We start from the raw sequence: 16,982 nt of genomic DNA, 5'->3' as shown, positions 1-16,982 counted from the left end.
AATAAAACTTCCGATTGTTTTTCTTTTTCTCTATTACAATCAGTCGTTATAAAAATCAAATGTATGTTATGCCAATTTTTCTCCTAATTAAAAAAACTAAAATGTATATACCTAATGATAATTGTAACACTTGTCTTATAACTATGACAACAATCGGCAAGATGTCGGGCCTTATATTCAAAAAAAGTTTTTATTTCATTTGTTACGTTCCTTTTCTCTGTCTCGCTATTTCAATTTCACGTTACAAATTTCGTATTAAATCTAAGTCATATTCTTTCAAGTTTCCTTTTAAAGAATATGACTACCAGAAGTTCCTTAATAAAATCTAAATCAACAATTACAAAAAGCCGGAAACTTTGCAGGTGCAGCATCCATAGATACTTACACCTACAAAAAAACTCCGACTTTAAAAGATATTGTTATGTTGCAAGATCTACAAACACCATTAAAATATAGCTGTATCAATCATAAATTTTATTAATTTATCGGTATTTCTAATTCATGATATTTCCCTTCCTTATCTTTTATACAAGAAATGAATTTCACTTTAGTTGATTCATTTGAAAAGTTTTTATAATTTTTATAAGGGTCATCTCCTATAAAATAATTTGTCCCTATATACCCTCGTACTGTTTTACCAGCAGGTATTACAGGATCAAACTGATATTTTTTAGGTAATTCCATTGAATAAGGGATTAAATTATAAAACTCACCTATTTTAGAATAAAACATTGTATCGGAAATAGACTTATTACTAAGCAAGTTAATATCTCGATTTGTTGTATTTGTAATATCTAAAGGTAAAACATACGTCACTACTTCACGGTCTTCATAGGGATCATAAACTTTTGTAGGATCAAGAGGATTGAGTGCATGAAACGTAACTCCTTGCCCATCTTCAAAAGTTCTATTAGATAAAAACTCATCTTTTACCACTTTATAAGATTCATTATTAAGATTTAATGTTTTAAATCTTAATAAACTAGCAAATATACATAGCAACAGACACAATCCAATACTTATTAAGATATGTTTTCTCGTCACTCTTAATCTACCAACTTTCCATTATTAACATGTACAATACGATCTACCATTTCATTATCTAGAACATGCACATCATGACTGGCTACAACAATAGTCGTTCCCTTGGCTTTTTCTACTTTCAAAATATCTAAAACATCTTTTATCCCATCACTATCTAAAGCATTAGTTGGCTCGTCTAATAACAGTAATTTTGGTTGTTCCATTAAAGCTTGCGCTATCCCTAAACGTTGTTTCATACCTAAAGAGTATCTTTTATACTTTCTCTTATCTGTTTTATCAAGTCCAACCCTTTGAATAATATTATAAATCTCCTCATCGGAGATTTTATTGTTAATCGATGATAAAAATTTCAAATTCTGAAAACCAGTATACCCTGGAATAAAACTTGGATATTCAATCAATATTCCCATAGAATCAGGAAATTGCTTTTGTTTTCCAATTATTTCATTATCTATATAAACAACTCCAGAATTCAAGCGCATTAACCCTGATATAGCGCGTAAAATCATCGTTTTACCAGAGCCATTATGCCCCTTCAAAACTAAAAATTCGCCTTTTTTTACTGACAAACTAATATTATCTAACACAATATTTCCTTTTAATCTTTTCGTCATACATTCACATTTAATATAATTGTCCATAAATTATTCACCTATCACATCTAGTTTTTTAAAACAAAAACTACCTAATAAAATCATTACAACAACAATTACTACTCCTATTAAAAGTAAATCATTATATTGAATAGATTGATTATTACCTAAAGTCAATTGAATTGAACTGTGATCAACAAAATACCAACGATTTGGCATAACAAAAGAGCCTAAAAAATAAATACTATGAAAGAAAATAGACAAAAATAGGTACAACAACATTAGTACAAAAACAATAGTTATCGGTATATAAAAAGTTAAAAACTCAAAAATCAAAGCTAATAAAAAGCTTATAATTATTTGAATTAGCATAGTACCTAATATCTTATAAGGAAATTGACTATATAAATTTAAAAAATTATACTCGCCTAAAGAAAGCAAATAGTAAGCGCTAAACCAAATAAAATACATACCAATCCAAATAATAATTATATAAAAAAACAAAGATAATATTTTCGTTAACCACAGGAAATGCTTCTTCTTAACACGAGGAAATAAATAAACACCATTCTGTTGAATATCTGAAAAAGCAAAATTCCCTACAAGCAACAAAGGAGTGATTTGAAAGAATATCCAATAAAAAGGGATAGAAAATCGCCCCTCCTTATAAAAATAAGATAAATCCACAAAATCTACTCCATGAAAAAATCGATAAAAGGTAACATCTACTAATACAGATTCTTTACCATTACTAAGAGGCTGATTGTATAAAAAGGCAATTGCAATAATAGCGTAAATTAAGAATAAAAAAACCATTATCTTGATGGAATCTCGAAACCTTACATATAAATCTCTTTTTAACAAATAATATAAGATCATAATGTAAACTAGACCACCTCTGTCTCATCATTCATAGAAATATAACTTTTTTTAGATAAAATCCATACACTTATAAAAAGATAAAAAAACAGCCAAATAAGCGTATAAATAAACCAGTAGCATCTTCAAAGACATTTATATAAAAAGCATTTGTAAATAAAAATCCATGTAATATAAATCTATCTAATAAAACAGCAGTAATCATACATATTATTACAAGTAAACTAGGTAAAAATAATTGCAATAAAGCACTTATCATACATATAAAAACACTCGCAAATAATTGAATGCAAAATAATAATGGATAATTTACATCAACACTAGTTACAGCCATCATAGTTGACATCAAAAACAACTGTAAAATCATACTCCCAGCAAAAAAGTAAACAAAAACGAATAGTTTTAAATAATATATAGAAACTAATTTCAATGCATTATTCACTCTGTAAACAACATAAATACTAAAAAAGTTCGACATAGAATATACAGAAAAAACAATTGTTAAAGGAATAAATATAGTCGACAAATTATACAACGACATAACCTTATACAAAGCTTCCAATTCGTTCATTTTCTCTTTTACAATTCCGGGTTCAAAATAATTGAACAAGCAACCAATGATACTAACATTAAGTACAAAAAGAATACTTAACCAAACATATTTCATCCTTATAGTTTCTTTCATAACATTATAAAAGAACATGCTTCCTACTCCCCCGTAAATAAAGAACTACAGAACAAAACCAAATACATAACAGTACACTAAGAAAAATTTGTAATTCAAAAAAGCCAAAATCTTTAATTAAATAATCTTTAGGATTGAGAATCCCTTTTCCAATACCAAGCCAAAAAATATGTAAAATAAATGGAACTAAATAAATAAAATAAACTCGTTTTATAAAAAACGAAACTGATAAAGCTAAACTCGAAAAAACCGCACCGTATAAACCATTTAAAAATACATACATTAGAAAATATAAAGTAGGGTACTTATAATAAACTATATGAAATTGAGCTGTTGGCGAAACAGTAGAAGCCATATAATTTAATATTGGATGCGGAGCAACTGTTGGATAAGTCATCACATATAAATAAAAATTAAATAGTAAAGGGACACTTATAATAAAAAAAGATACAATAAAATTAATAAAATAAAGCAGCTTAAAATAATAACATGTTCCCATCTTAGAAATAACAGGATAAATAAATCCATAATTTTTATCAATTCTATAAATCCCTGCTACAGCCATTGCGGAAAGCATAGGAAATATAAGTAAATAAAACTCACTATAAAACGATAATCTATTAAAATATAAAATATTAGATAAATATGGGGATACCTTTATAATCCCAGCATCGTTAAATCCTTTAGTTGTCACAAACATAGCAATATATTGAGCAATAACAATTACTAACATAATAAATAAAGACAACCAAAACATCCTACCTTTTAAAATCCTTCCTAAAAAGTAACTCATCTATAGCTCCTCCATAAACCATTAAATTTAAATCTTTTTTAATATGAACAATTGATCCGCAACACCATAACATTTCTTTTCTTTATTTAACCAAATGTAACGAAAAGAAACATTTGCTCTCTCTCCTTCAAATTTAGGAAACTCAACTTCATACTGATAAACATCATTTGTGCCTTTTCTTTTTACACTCTTAACTTCTTGTTTCCACTGAATTACTTCTCCATCAGTTTGTTCAATCCGTCCCAAGAGATACGTTGGTTTTTTCTTATTCGTAACACCCGTCAAAAAAACATAATAATTTTCTGGTATAACTCCTAATTTCAATTTTTTATTTGAAAGCTTATCCTCTATTAAACTATCATTTTTTTCTATTTGTCCTTGAAAGAAATCATCACCATTTTCACTTTCCAAAAACACTTGTTCAAAAATAGTATTTTTGTTAATTCCTTTTAATTCAATACTTTTCAAATTATCTTTTTCCGTTAAAGTATCTTCAATATGTACAATAGGTTCATCTACTTTCTTTTGACAAGAAACTAAGAAACTAATACTCAATATAAAAAAACAAACTAAAATATATTTTGAAATAAACCTCATTACAGCTCCTCCTATTTTAAAAATGAAATAGCAGGAAAAGTCGTATAATCCGGATTTGAAACCATACGACTTTTTCTAGCACTATAAAATAAATAATTTCAATTTATAATTTCTAAATCAATATTCAATGTAAGGTCCACTAGGTCTTACACTATCAGGACTCCAAGCAGTAGGATAAGCATTATTTTCTCTAGAATAACCACCAAATCTCACAGGCACATTTTTCCCATGGTTTTCATATGCATAATTTTGAAAAAGATATGTTCTACCTGGTATCACTGTTCCTTCATGCTTACCTGAAACATTTACCCATTTTCTATCTTCTGCATTTTTATTTTTATCTGCTTCTGTCCAAACATTGAAAGAACCTCCGCCCTTCTCACTGCTCTTCACACGCATATACATAGAGGTAGGCGTCTCTTTAGGACGTGCATTAGTATAATCATATGGACTCCAAAGTCTAAAGGTAAAATTCACATGGTCATCCCTTGTACTAGCCTTAGCCGGTTCGGTTAAAGCGAAAGTACTAGCTAAAATACCTAACGATAAAACAGATCCAAACATAAAACGACTTTTTTTCTTAATTCCCACTAAAAGCACCTCCGATAATTTGTAGCATTATATTGATTGTATTTTTCCACTGAAGGAACGAAATCAATATAATACAATATTATGGTAACAACACCTCAACACACCTTCAATGGATTTCAGAATATTTAATATTACTTTTACACTTGCGAACATTTCGTTAAATTTTTAAAAACAATACTATATCCCTAGCAAAGAATTACTTGTAAAGGTAGCTATATTCCTATGCTTGTTCCAAATAATAAAGAGTAACTCACCTCTCTAAATTTCGAATTTTCTCCTGCTGTTTTGAGGAAATACCGCCTAAAAATCATTTCTTAATGAAATCGGCTACTTATAAAACTTTTTTAACCTTGCTGCGAAAAATACAAAAAAAGCGCAGCCATTTCGGCTGCGCTTTCGAATTATTATTTAGTTTCGATTAAACCGTATTTCCCATCTTTACGGCCATATACAACATTAGTTTCGTTTGTATCAGCATTTGTGAAGACGAAGAAATTATGTCCTAGCATATCCATTTGTAGGATTGCCTCTTCAACGTCCATCGGTTTTAAATCGAATCGTTTTGTACGTACAAGTTCTAATTCATCTTCTTCTACCTCATCCAAAACAGCTACTGCTTCTGGAAGGATAAAGTTCGTTTTCATAGAACCTTTCTCACGTAACTTACGATTTACTTTTGTTTTATGTTTACGAATTTGTCGCTCAATTTTATCAACTACTAAATCGATAGCAGCGTACATATCGCTATTAGTTTCTTCTGCACGAAGTAATAAATCAGTAAATGGTATTGTTACCTCGACACGTTGCTTGTCAGAGTATACTTTTAAATTAACTTTAATCTCTGGGAATGTATCAAAATAACGCTCTAACTTACTTAGTTTTTTCTCTACATATTCCTTTAATGCTGGAGTTACTTCAATATTTTCACCACGAATGTTGAATTTCATAGATGAATTCCTCCTTTCAAGCCTATGTATTATAATTTCGACATTGGCTTAAAAACTCCTTCTAACTTTTTTAAAAAAATTAGTAGAATTGCAATTTTTTTATCGTTTTTTGTTGAAATGAAAAGATGCATCGTTTCTATCTTTATTTTATCCTATTAACATCGTGAATAACGAATGTTTCTGTGGACAATTCGTTACAGAAAAGAAACAACTTTTTGACAACTTACCCTATAACAAAAACCCCTTGCGAAAAACAAGAGGTTCTACTACATATATATAACGTTGCCACAAACGCAGCTTTCTCTTCCAAAAACAATATCCCCTACAGTTTCACAACATTAGCTGCTTGTGGTCCACGTGCTCCATCTACAATGTCAAACTCTACTTGTTGCCCTTCTTCTAATGACTTATATCCATCTTGTTGAATAGCAGAAAAATGGACAAATACATCGTCACCATCTTCACGCTCAATAAACCCAAATCCCTTTTCTGCATTGAACCATTTCACTCTTCCTTGCATGTTCATTCCATTCCCTTCACTCTAAAAATCAGGGCATTCGCCCCATATTTTGACTATAACGAATGACAACATATGAAGTCAAAGAAGACTTATCGCCTTTTTATTATCCCTTTCGACACTGCCATATTAACTTCTACAAAGTGTCAAACTAGATACTTCTCTTGCCCCTCTTTCATATAACAAACTTCCGATTTGCCTAACTGTAATCCCTGTCGTATACACGTCATCAACGAGTAAAATATGTTGCCCAGAAAACATCTCTTCTCCCTGAAAATAAAAAGGATTGCTTCCTGACACCCTTTCTTTACGTGTCTTCTTACTTTGCTTTTCTGTTTCCCTTCTTCTTAATGATGGATAAGAAATTTTGACAGGCAAACAAGTTGCTAATAGCTCAGCTTGATTAAAACCACGTTCAATTTCCCTTTCCTTACTAAGCGGAACAGCGATAACAGTTGAAACATTGGCAAAATGCTTTTGAAATAAATTTCGAAAAGGACGATAAAAAATGTGCACTAACTCTGCATCCCCCCGAAACTTAAACTGCGCTACTATTTCTTTCATCTCATCATCATACATATATAACGAACGGTTTTTAAAAGAACGATACTCCTCCTCTTTCATCCACCTTATACAATCTATACAAATACCGTCTTCTTGAAATGAGGCAGGAACAAATTCTAAAGGCCGCCCACATTCCATGCAAATTTCTCCTATAATATAGGAAAGTTTCTGCTCACATCTATCACATATATATTTTCTATGACACTTTACAAAAAAAGTGTACCAACTAATCTTTTCTACAAAACACTCATCACAAAGTAAACAATGCATTAATCGATCAATCCTTGTTCTTTCGCATTTTTATTCATACCTTGAATATGTTTTTTCGCGCGCACCATCGCCTCTGTCTTGCCATAGTGAAAATAAATGACCTCTCCATACGGTGCTTCAAAGCTCCGCCCTGCTCGGCCCGCAATTTGTACGAGCGCACTTTCTGAAAATATTTCTTCTTCCGCCCCTAAAACTGCAACTTGCAAATTTTTCACCGTTACGCCTCGCTCTAAAATTGTCGTTGTAACTAATAATGGGATTTCTCCCTTTCTGAAAGCCGCTACTTTTTCTTTTCTCCCTGGATCTTCTGCATGTACACCTTCAATTCGATTGTTTAATGGTTTTAACAACAAGCTTATTTCTTCTATATATCGCACATGGGGGACGAATAAAAAAATAGGGAATTTTTTATTTAAGTATGTTTGTAACCACTGTAGTAAAACTCGAGGAATTCTTTTATGAATGAGGTTTTTTTTCCAATTCCCGCACCAACAAAATAAAGGAACTGGCAAAGGATGACGATGATATCGTCCAGAAACAATAACACCTTTTTGTTTACCTTGTTTAAGTTTTCGCTTCCACGTTTCATCTGGAGTCGCAGTTAAATAAATACACGCCGCTTTTTCTTTCATCGCTTGTTTTACCGCGTACTGTAACATTTGATCTGCACAATATGGAAACGCATCTATCTCATCTACAACCATGACATGAAACGCCCTATAATAACGTAATAATTGATGCGTAGTCGCAACGACTAGTACTGCATCTTTTTCTTTATCCACACTCCCTCCATATAAAGCCGCTACCTTTATATATGGAAATACTTCTTGCAATCTCGGCGCTAATTCCAGAACAACATCCGTTCTCGGCGTTGCGATACAAACTCTTTCTCCTTTTTGAAGCGCTTCGTTAATTCCGTAAAACAACATCTCTGTTTTCCCAGCCCCGCATACAGCCCAAATAAAAAATGATTCTTTTTGCTTAATAGCCTCTATAACCCCTTGCGCCGCCAAATTCTGGCCAGTAGACAACGTCCCGTTCCACTGTAACAAATTTGAATTCTTTTCTCTCTTTCTTTCAGCAATCCCGCGAACAAGTACAGCACATTCACTTACTCTCCCCATCGTTATACACTTCCGGCAATATGCGCACACTTTACTGCACCTTTTACATAAAAACGACGCAAATAGCCGCCGATCTACATTTCCGCAGCGTTGGCACATATATTTAGAATTCTTCTTTTTTACACCTTGTACACATACGATCTCTCCCTTCTTTTTCAAATCGTTTAATTCCCTCTGTAAATCTGAAGAAAGTTCTTCTAATAGCAACTGTTTCCCCGCTAGCATCAACAATCACCTCCAGCACTACTATAAACCTTTCTCATCATCTCGTAAAAACTTAAAAAAGCCGATAACCTACTTATAAAATAGTAAGCTATCGACTTTATACACATGTTTTATTCTTTTATAAATCCTAGAATCGACCGTATCCTAAGAAATGTTTTTTGTTATACGAACTGTTAATATCACCGTACGCAATTCCTTTATCGCTAGCATGGATCATTTGGCCATTACCAACGTAAATACCGATGTGAGATGGGCCTGCTTTATAAGTACCTTGGAAGAATACTAAGTCTCCTGGTTGTGGGCTACCTACTTTAGAAACTGAGTTCCAGTAACCTGCAACGTCTTGACGACCTACACCAAAGATGTAAGAAATGAATCCACTACAGTCAAAACCACCATTTGATGGAGATGCACTTCCCCAAACATATGGTAAACCTAAGTAGCTTTGCGCTTTACCAATTACGCCACCCACATTTGGAGCTGGTTTTTTCTCTTCTTGTTTAGGTGCTTCTTTTTTAGGCTCTTCTTTCTTAGGCTCTTCCTTTTTAGGTGCTTCTTTTTTAGGCTCTTCTTTTTGAGCTTGTCCACCATTGTTTGCCGGTGCAGCTTGCTCTGCAGGTGCTTGTGCTGGTTGAGCTTGCGCAGCTTTAGCAGCTTGCTCTGCTTGTTTTTGAGCAGCAGCTTCTTGTGCAGCTTTTGCTTGTGCTTCTTCTTCGGCGATGCGTTGTAATTGTAATGCTTGTTTCTCAAGCTCTTTCAATTGACCTTCCGTACTTGTCATTGAAGTTACAACTGTATCCATTTTACCGCTTAAATCGTTTACCGCTGTTGCTTTTTTCTCTTTTTCAGCGTCAAGTTCTTTCTTAGCAGTTTCAATTTGAGCTTGTGCTTCTTTTAATTCTTTTTGTTTTTCTTTTACCGTTGCAACATCTTTTTTCACACTAGCTTGGTCTTCTTGTTGTGTTTTCATGATATCTTCATCAGACTCAAGAATTTTAGAAACAGAAGTTAAACGATCAACTAAATCTGCAACGTTTTTAGAGTTTACAAGAACTTCTGTTACAACGTTCGTATTTGGTTGTTCTTGAAGTGCAACTAAACGCTTTCTTAATAACTCTTCACGTTTTGCAATCTTTGTTTGTAATTCTGCAATATCTTTATTTTTCTTTTCAATTAATTGCTCAGTATCAGCAACTTTTTTCATTGTTTCATCAAGCTTTGCAGCATTCTCTTGAACAGATTTATCTAAACCTTGAATTGTTTTGTTTAAGTCATTCATTTGCTTTTGTAATTCATCACGTTCTTGTTGTTGTTTATGTAAAGTGTCATTTTGTGTGTTAATTTGTGATTTCACGTCAGAAATTTTATCTTCTGCAAATACATTTGGTGTTAGCCCAGAAAACATTAATCCTGCAACTAATGCACAAGATGCCATTTTTAGCTTTTTCATTTTATTTTTTACACCGCTTTCTTTTTTCTTTTTCCGTATATAACCTATAAAATTTATACCATAATTCGGGATTTTTTTTGCTAATGTTACGTTTTTGTAAAACAAATGTAATATTATATGTAGCTCTAGCGCAAAATGCGTATATTTTTGTATGTATTTGTAGAAATTTATATACTTTTCTCACTTCTATAAACAAAGAAAAAACGTAAGGAATTCCTTACGTTTTATTAAATATACGAATACAAATGAAATACTACTTCATCCATTTCTCAGCCCAATTTTGGACCTCATCCATAACACTTTCTAACGCTTTTCCCTTGTCAGTTAAGCCATACTCGATTCGAACTGGTACTTCTGGATAGACATTACGAACTACAATGCCCTCGCTTTCCAATTCCTTTAAACGCTCTGACAACATACGATCGCTCATATTTGGGATAATATCTGCGATTTCTCTAAAACGTTTCGACTCTTCAAGCAAAGATTTAATAATTAAGCCAGTCCACTTCTTACTAAGCAGAGTAAAAGCTGACTCAAACTTTGGACATAAACAAGAATTATGCTCCATATGTTTCACCTCTCTTCTATTATAATATAGTTTCTTGTAAAAAGTAAGTTATAAAACTTTCCTCATTATTTTATTTTACGTACATTTTACCATTTCCAAATATTAACTTGTCAACTAAACGTAACATACCCGTAAAAAAACCCTCTTAAAAAGAGAGCTTTTATATCTTTATTACTTCGTATACCATCCAAGACCTAATGCACCTTCACCTAAGTGCGTACCAATTACAGCTCCAAAATAACCTGTACGAATTGTGACGTGAGGATATTTTGCTTCTAATTCTTTCTTCCATTCATTCGCTTCTTCTTCACGTTGCGCATGAATGATAACTGCTTCCATAGGTACACCTTTACTTGCTTGCTCATCAAAAATTTCAATGATACGTTTTAATGCTTTTTTACGTGTACGAATCTTTTCAAACGGAATAATGATTTTATCTCTAAAATATAAAACTGGCTTCACTTGTAACAGACTGCCGATGAAAGCTTGCGCGCTATTTAATCGACCACCACGTTGTAAATGATGTAAATCATCAACTACAAAATAGGCGTCCATCGTTTTCTTCATTTCATCAAAACGAGCGATAATCTCTTTCGGGTTCTTTCCTTCACTTGCTAACTTTGCACCTTCACGCACATAAAATCCTTGTACTTCACAACTAATTTCAGAGTCATACGTGTATACATCAATACCCTCTACCATCTGTCCAGCTGTCGTTGATGTTTGATATGTACCACTAATTCCACTTGATAGGTGAATACTAATAACTGCATCATAATCTTTAGCTAGTTCTTCATATAGCTCAACAAACTTTCCGATTGCTGGTTGAGAAGTTTTTGGAAGTTCCTCTTGTTCACGTACTTTCACATAAAAATCATCTGCTGAAATTTCAGCTTCTTCTTGATAAGATTCTGTTCCAAACACAACGTTTAATGGAATCATATATATATTGAGTTCATCACGAATTTGCTTCGGTATATATGCCGTACTATCAGTAACAATAGCTATTTTCATTTTCGTACCTGCCTTATAAAAAGTTTTATTTCCTAATTTTACACGAAAACTACAAATGGTGCATCCATACATGAAAATGCCGGTTGAAATTATACCTACCATCTCGACAAATTACAACAAAAAGATAAAATACTCACCAAAAACTTCAGCATATTTAGAAAAAATGTTTGAATATAAAAAGGCTCGCTTTTAAAATGGAAAGTACTAGTCATTTTGATAGATAGGGGCGTACACAAGTGCTATTACAATATTTTACAATCAAAGACTACGGCGAACACGAAATCGTCATTCAAAAATCAAGATTTATTTGTTATATTAGCCGAGCAACGACTGAGGAAGAGGCTCAAGAATTTATACAAAAAATAAAAAACAACATTGGAATGCAACACATAATTGTTCCGCTTATTTAATTGGCGAACAAGATCATATTCAAAAAGCAAATGATGACGGCGAGCCTAGCGGTACAGCTGGCGTACCAATGCTAGAGGTACTTAAAAAACGTGGACTAAAAGATACCGTTGTTGTCGTAACACGCTATTTTGGTGGCATTAAACTTGGCGCAGGTGGATTAATTCGTGCATATGGAAAGTGTACAAGCGAAGGCATTAATCATGTCGGTGTTGTCCAGCGAAAACTAATGCGTGTGATGCAAACCGAGATTGATTACACATTACTTGGCAAAGTGGAAAATGAATTACGCACTTCAAAATATGCCATTAAAGATATACATTATCTAGAAAATGTCACATTTGATACGTATGTAGAAGAAGATGGCAAACAAGCATTTACAGATTGGATGATTGAATTAACAAACGGGAAATGTACAATTACAGAAGGAGATATGTTGTACTTAGAACAAGATGTTATCTAAGCATAACCCATTTATCCCCTTCAAAGATTAATGTAGTGAATTACTTCCCTACAAATGAACTAACGAACTAAGGAGATTATATATGGAAGAACGTTATTATCATCTCCAAAATAGCAGAATAAAAAAGAAGCGAAGAAGGAAACTTTTCTTCTTCCTTATTTTCGCATTTTTATTTGGCAGTATAGGAGTTTATGTGTTAAATTCTTACTCTTCTCTTATGGGGATGTATAGTGGTTTTACTCGTGAAAAATCAGATTTAAGAAACAAAGATGTAGAAATTACAAAGGAACCTTTTACAATTCTCATTATGGGTATAGAAGATTATGCGACAGATGGTCAAAATGGTCGTACAGACTCATTAATGTTCGCAACAGTCAATCCAAAAACGCAAAAGATTTCACTTATGAGTATTCCTCGTGATTCTCGAGTTAAAATTGTTGGCAAAAATAAGGAAGACAAAATTAACGCTGCCCATGCTTACGGCGGAGAAGAAATGGCAATCAAAACTGTCGAAGGCTTTCTAAAAGTTCCTGTAGACCATTATCTGAAAATTGATTTCCAAGGCTTTAAAGGTATCGTTGATGCTGTTGGCGGCGTTACCGTTGACGTACCCTTCGATTTCTGGGAGCGCTCTGACGTGGATTACTACAAAAAAATTCAATTTAAGCAAGGACAGCAAAACTTAAACGGTGAAGAAGCACTTGCTTACGTCCGTATGCGAAAGCAAGATCCAAATGGCGATTATGGTCGAGCTGCTAGACAAAGACAATTACTGGCCGCTGTTGCTCATAAACTAAACTCCACCTCTACTGTATTTAAAATTAAAGATTTAACAGCTGTCGTTGGAAAATATATAAAAACCGACATTCCTATTTCAGACGGACTTGCTCTTTACAATAAACTTTCTGGATTTGATCCTTCTACAATGCAAACGTTAAAGCTTGAAGGCGAAGACAAAAAGATAGGCGGTATTTATTACTTCCTTCCAGATCCAATCAGTGTAGAAACGGTGCGTAACGAAATTGAAAAAGAATTAGGAGAAAAAGCAAAAAACCCAACTACAAAAAACAACTCAAATCCTGATTCAAATTCAAGTTCTAATTCTAACGAACAAACAAAAAAAGCAACAAACCAAAATAAAACACCAACTGATCCGCCACCTTCTACAAATGCTCATGCAGAGTGGATTATGCGCAATCAGCCGTAACAAAAAGGCCCAATCTATCCGATTGGGCCTTTTTTATTTACTTATTAAAGTGCTGTAAAATCGCTTCTACAATACGCTCTGATGCACGACCATCACCGTAAGGGTTAGATGCTTTCGCCATCTTATCATGAGCTTCTTTATCTGATAACAGCTCATCAGCAAGACCAAAGATTGTCTCTTCGTCTGTTCCTGCTAATTTCAGCGTACCTGCTTCAATACCTTCAGGGCGCTCTGTTGTATCACGAAGAACAAGAACTGGTACACCAAGTGATGGAGCTTCTTCTTGTACACCACCAGAATCCGTTAACATTAAGTATGAACGAGCTGCAACATTGTGGAAATCAATTACATCTAGCGGCTCAATTAAATGAATACGGTTATGTTCACCTAAAATTTCATTTGCTATTTCACGAACAACAGGGTTCATATGAACAGGGTACACAACTTGTACATCTTCATGTTTGTCAACAAGACGCTTAATTGCACGGAACATATTACGCATCGGTTCACCTAAGTTTTCACGGCGGTGAGCTGTCATAAGTACAAGACGATCATTTCCAAGTTTCTCTAGTACAGGATGACTATATGTTTCTTTTACAGTCGTTTGTAGCGCGTCAATCGCTGTATTTCCTGTGATGAAAATACGTGACTCATCTTTATTTTCCTTCTGTAAGTTCGTTGCTGATTTTGCTGTCGGTGAGAAATGGAGATCCGCCATTACACCTGTTAATTGACGATTCATCTCTTCTGGGTATGGAGAATACTTATCCCACGTACGAAGGCCCGCCTCAACATGACCTACTGGAATTTGATTATAAAAAGCAGCTAAACTTGCAATAAATGTTGTTGTTGTATCACCATGTACAAGTACAATATCCGGCTTCGCTTCTTTCATTACTTTATCCAAACCTTCTAAACCACGCGTTGTAACATCAATTAAAGTTTGGCGGTCTTTCATAATATTTAAATCGAAATCTGGCGTAATTCCAAAGATACTTAATACTTGATCTAACATTTGGCGATGTTGTGCTGTTACAGTCACAATCGATTCAATTTTTTCTGGGTGTTTTTGCAACTCTAATACAAGAGGTGCCATTTTAATTGCTTCTGGACGTGTCCCGAAAATTGTCATTACTTTTAAACGTTCAGTCATGTGATTGCCTCTTTTCTTTCACTAATTACAGCTTCTATTATGACATATAAAAATATGCATGAGTACATCCCTTTTTAACGCATAACAGAAACTTTTCTATTACAAATACTTTTTCTTCCCACCGAGTAATAATCTATCTTTTGTTTCTTAACATCTTCATCAGTATAACAATTTCTCCCATCAAATAAAATAGGCTCCCTCATAAGTTGTACGTACTTTTCTAACGGATAAGTTTGAATATCTCCCCATTCTGTTACGATAAAAACCGCACTCGCATCTCTAATCGATTCATCTATACATCTACTATATTGTATAGCATCTCCAAATATATTCTTTACATATTGAATTGCTTTTGGGTCATAAAGAACAATATCTGCACCTATATTAATTAATGCTTCTATTATAATAAGAGATGATGCCTCTCTAATATCATCCGTATTCGGTTTAAAGGATGCGCCAAGAACTGCAATCCGCTTTTTATTCATGTTCATAACTTTTTTCGCTTTTTCAATCAATAGCAGCTGTTGCTTATTATTTACTTCAATAACTGCTTTTAACAAACGAAAATCATGAGCAACATTTCCCGCAATTTGTACCAGTGCTTTCGTATCTTTCGGAAAACACGACCCTCCGTAGCCAATGCCCGCATTTAAAAAAGATGCACCGATTCTCTTATCCATTCCCATCCCTTTGGCAACATCCAATACATTCGCGCCTACCTTCTCACATATATTTGAAATTTCATTAATGAAACTAATCTTTGTAGCTAAAAAGGCGTTCGACGCGTATTTAATCATCTCCGCACTTTTAATATCTGTAACATACGTTTCTAAGCATAATTGACTATACAAACTCTCTACTCTTCTTGCTACTTCCTTACTATCCGCTCCAATTACAATACGATCTCCATGAAAGAAATCATAAATACCTGAACCCTCGCGCAAAAACTCTGGATTCGATACGATATGTACTGTATGCCTCCCTTTTAACTTCTCCTCAATCCATCCCTTCATTACATCATTTGTGCCTACTGGAACTGTACTTTTCGTAACAACAATAATATCGTTCGTCGCATATAATCCAATATCGTTACAAGCACTCTGAATATACGTTAAATCTGCCGTCCCATCTAATAAAGGTGGTGTTCCAACTGCAATAAATATAAACTCTACATCATCAAATGCCTCTTCTTTATTTGATGTAAAAGTTAAAGCATTATTCTCATATGCATAATTTATTAATTCATGTAATCTGTCCTCATAAATAGGTAAATCCCCTTGTTTTATCCGTTCAATTTTTTCATCATCTATATCAAAACATGTAACTGAATGCCCTAATTTTGCCAATCCTACTCCTGTAATCAATCCAACATATCCAGTACCTACTATCGTAATTTTCATTTCCTTTCCGCACAGGAATTTACAATAGAAAAGATATGAAATATAGAACTCTTCCTGTGCTTCCTCCTCTCATATTAAAAATGAGAAAACCCTTTTCCTTCTTCATTATATGAATTACTTCCCTTATTTTTTTAAAGTTTTTGTAAAATTAAATGCACTATAAAGTAAAACTTAATCAGTGAGAATCCGGCTGCCAGTTCACGCGTGATAAATTCCCACATTTTAACACGAAACTTACTCATTTCTACGTGCAACACTTATAATACTGAAATAAAAGTATTCACTATTGAAGAAAAAGAGGAAATGTTACATTCCAAAGCCCAGTACGATTAACCTTCTTATATGATTCAACATTCTATATACAATTGTCATATATTCTATCCGCTTCCATTAACCGTAAAAAGAAAAAAAGATTGAATTCTAATCTTTTTGTGATACCATATGTTATGAGCCTGTAAATAAACATCATAATTTTCAGATAAATATATTT

The 16,982-nt window shown here is 33.3% G+C and carries 16 protein-coding genes and 2 pseudogenes; 2 read left to right on the top strand and 16 right to left on the bottom strand.

The features are described from left to right. Positions 1 to 477 precede the first annotated feature (477 nt). From HMPREF1014_RS22260 to HMPREF1014_RS22195, 14 genes and pseudogenes are all read right to left on the bottom strand, one after another. Positions 478 to 1,005 (bottom strand): hypothetical protein, encoded by a 528-nt coding sequence (locus tag HMPREF1014_RS22260; protein WP_033671094.1) that lies wholly within the window; start codon positions 1,003 to 1,005, stop codon positions 478 to 480. A 41-nt stretch (positions 1,006 to 1,046) separates the two neighbouring features. Further along, positions 1,047 to 1,685 (bottom strand): ATP-binding cassette domain-containing protein, encoded by a 639-nt coding sequence (locus HMPREF1014_RS22255; protein ID WP_000371027.1) that lies wholly within the window; start codon positions 1,683 to 1,685, stop codon positions 1,047 to 1,049. A gap of 3 nt (positions 1,686 to 1,688) precedes the next feature. Continuing rightward, entirely contained in the window at positions 1,689 to 2,453 is a 765-nt protein-coding gene (locus HMPREF1014_RS22250; protein ID WP_033667451.1) for a hypothetical protein, read from the bottom strand. Positions 2,454 to 2,524: 71 nt separating this feature from the next. After that, positions 2,525 to 3,219, bottom strand: a pseudogene (locus HMPREF1014_RS22245) (hypothetical protein). Next, positions 3,206 to 3,994: a hypothetical protein gene (locus tag HMPREF1014_RS22240; RefSeq protein ID WP_000120044.1), complete on the bottom strand. Its 789-nt coding sequence runs from the start codon at positions 3,992 to 3,994 to the stop codon at positions 3,206 to 3,208. Before HMPREF1014_RS22240 ends, HMPREF1014_RS22245 begins: the two are co-directional and overlap by 14 nt. 27 nt (positions 3,995 to 4,021) lie before the next feature. Further along, positions 4,022 to 4,591 carry a hypothetical protein gene (locus HMPREF1014_RS22235; protein ID WP_001211058.1) on the bottom strand — a complete coding sequence of 190 codons (570 nt, stop codon included), beginning with the start codon at positions 4,589 to 4,591 and terminating at the stop codon, positions 4,022 to 4,024. Between the two features lie 117 nt (positions 4,592 to 4,708). Beyond that, positions 4,709 to 5,182, bottom strand: coding sequence for a DUF2712 domain-containing protein (locus HMPREF1014_RS22230; RefSeq protein WP_000511548.1), 474 nt, complete (start codon positions 5,180 to 5,182; stop codon positions 4,709 to 4,711). Between the two features lie 404 nt (positions 5,183 to 5,586). Then, on the bottom strand, positions 5,587 to 6,129 hold the full coding sequence (gene hpf, locus HMPREF1014_RS22225; RefSeq protein WP_000671186.1) for a ribosome hibernation-promoting factor, HPF/YfiA family: 543 nt from the start codon (positions 6,127 to 6,129) through the stop codon (positions 5,587 to 5,589). Between the two features lie 322 nt (positions 6,130 to 6,451). Then, entirely contained in the window at positions 6,452 to 6,649 is a 198-nt protein-coding gene (gene cspC, locus HMPREF1014_RS22220) for a cold shock protein CspC (RefSeq protein ID WP_001990088.1), read from the bottom strand. A 126-nt stretch (positions 6,650 to 6,775) separates the two neighbouring features. Beyond that, positions 6,776 to 7,480 (bottom strand): ComFC family protein, encoded by a 705-nt coding sequence (locus tag HMPREF1014_RS22215; protein WP_033685746.1) that lies wholly within the window; start codon positions 7,478 to 7,480, stop codon positions 6,776 to 6,778. Continuing rightward, positions 7,480 to 8,829, bottom strand: a complete 1,350-nt coding sequence (comFA, locus tag HMPREF1014_RS22210) for an ATP-dependent helicase ComFA (RefSeq protein ID WP_000879426.1) — start codon at positions 8,827 to 8,829, stop codon at positions 7,480 to 7,482. Before comFA ends, HMPREF1014_RS22215 begins: the two co-directional genes overlap by 1 nt. 127 nt (positions 8,830 to 8,956) lie before the next feature. Beyond that, positions 8,957 to 10,384, bottom strand: a complete 1,428-nt coding sequence (locus HMPREF1014_RS22205) for a C40 family peptidase (protein ID WP_000499466.1) — start codon at positions 10,382 to 10,384, stop codon at positions 8,957 to 8,959. 148 nt (positions 10,385 to 10,532) lie between these two features. Further along, a complete protein-coding gene (locus tag HMPREF1014_RS22200) occupies positions 10,533 to 10,847 on the bottom strand; it encodes a winged helix-turn-helix transcriptional regulator (protein ID WP_000400857.1) in 315 nt (104 codons plus the stop codon). A 171-nt stretch (positions 10,848 to 11,018) separates the two neighbouring features. Beyond that, the gene (locus HMPREF1014_RS22195; protein WP_000684725.1) at positions 11,019 to 11,861 is read right to left on the bottom strand and encodes a DegV family protein; all 843 of its coding nucleotides are present in this window, start codon (positions 11,859 to 11,861) and stop codon (positions 11,019 to 11,021) included. A gap of 236 nt (positions 11,862 to 12,097) precedes the next feature. On the opposite strand from HMPREF1014_RS22195, the pseudogene HMPREF1014_RS22190 reads away from it, so the two are divergent. Then, a pseudogene (locus tag HMPREF1014_RS22190) lies at positions 12,098 to 12,732 on the top strand (YigZ family protein). Positions 12,733 to 12,814: 82 nt separating this feature from the next. Continuing rightward, on the top strand, positions 12,815 to 13,939 hold the full coding sequence (locus HMPREF1014_RS22185; protein WP_000392796.1) for an LCP family protein: 1,125 nt from the start codon (positions 12,815 to 12,817) through the stop codon (positions 13,937 to 13,939). A 37-nt stretch (positions 13,940 to 13,976) separates the two neighbouring features. Here HMPREF1014_RS22185 and wecB read toward each other — a convergent pair whose 3' ends face one another. Together wecB and HMPREF1014_RS22175 are read right to left on the bottom strand one after the other, a co-directional pair. Further along, positions 13,977 to 15,092, bottom strand: a complete 1,116-nt coding sequence (wecB, locus tag HMPREF1014_RS22180; protein ID WP_000140145.1) for a non-hydrolyzing UDP-N-acetylglucosamine 2-epimerase — start codon at positions 15,090 to 15,092, stop codon at positions 13,977 to 13,979. Between the two features lie 74 nt (positions 15,093 to 15,166). After that, a complete protein-coding gene (locus tag HMPREF1014_RS22175; RefSeq protein WP_000704921.1) occupies positions 15,167 to 16,492 on the bottom strand; it encodes a UDP-glucose dehydrogenase family protein in 1,326 nt (441 codons plus the stop codon). Positions 16,493 to 16,982: the final 490 nt, after the last annotated feature.

The organism is Bacillus sp. 7_6_55CFAA_CT2, assembly GCF_000238655.1.
Lineage (GTDB): Bacteria > Bacillota > Bacilli > Bacillales > Bacillaceae_G > Bacillus_A > Bacillus_A cereus.
This window is presented reverse-complemented; position numbering and strand designations above follow the sequence as displayed.